We start from the raw sequence: 251 nt of genomic DNA, 5'->3' as shown, positions 1-251 counted from the left end.
GGTGCTTCACAATATGAGGAGCGCTATCGCAGCCGGGTGATCGGAAATCTGCAGCGCCGCGCCAAGGCCTTCGGCTTCATCCTGCATGAGATGCCTGCGGAACCTGATACGGCTGTTTCTTAGGAAGCCACCGCGTATTTCGCCAGGGATGCAAAGTGAGATACGCGTTTGTTGCCGAGCATCGTGACCAGTTCAGGGTTCGGTCGATGTGTCGGTGCCTGCGCATCCAGCCAAGCGGCTTCTATGCTTGG

1 pseudogene is annotated in these 251 nt (G+C 57.8%); it reads left to right on the top strand.

Annotated features, from left to right (window positions below):
- Nucleotides 1-125 precede the first annotated feature (125 nt).
- Nucleotides 126-251, top strand: a pseudogene (locus tag CG471_RS29955) (IS3 family transposase); the annotation flags it as partial.

Source organism: Sphingobium sp. IP1, assembly GCF_002708645.1.
GTDB lineage: Bacteria > Pseudomonadota > Alphaproteobacteria > Sphingomonadales > Sphingomonadaceae > Sphingobium > Sphingobium yanoikuyae.
The sequence above is the reverse complement of the archived record's forward strand: the minus strand, read 5'-3'. Positions and strand labels throughout refer to the sequence as shown.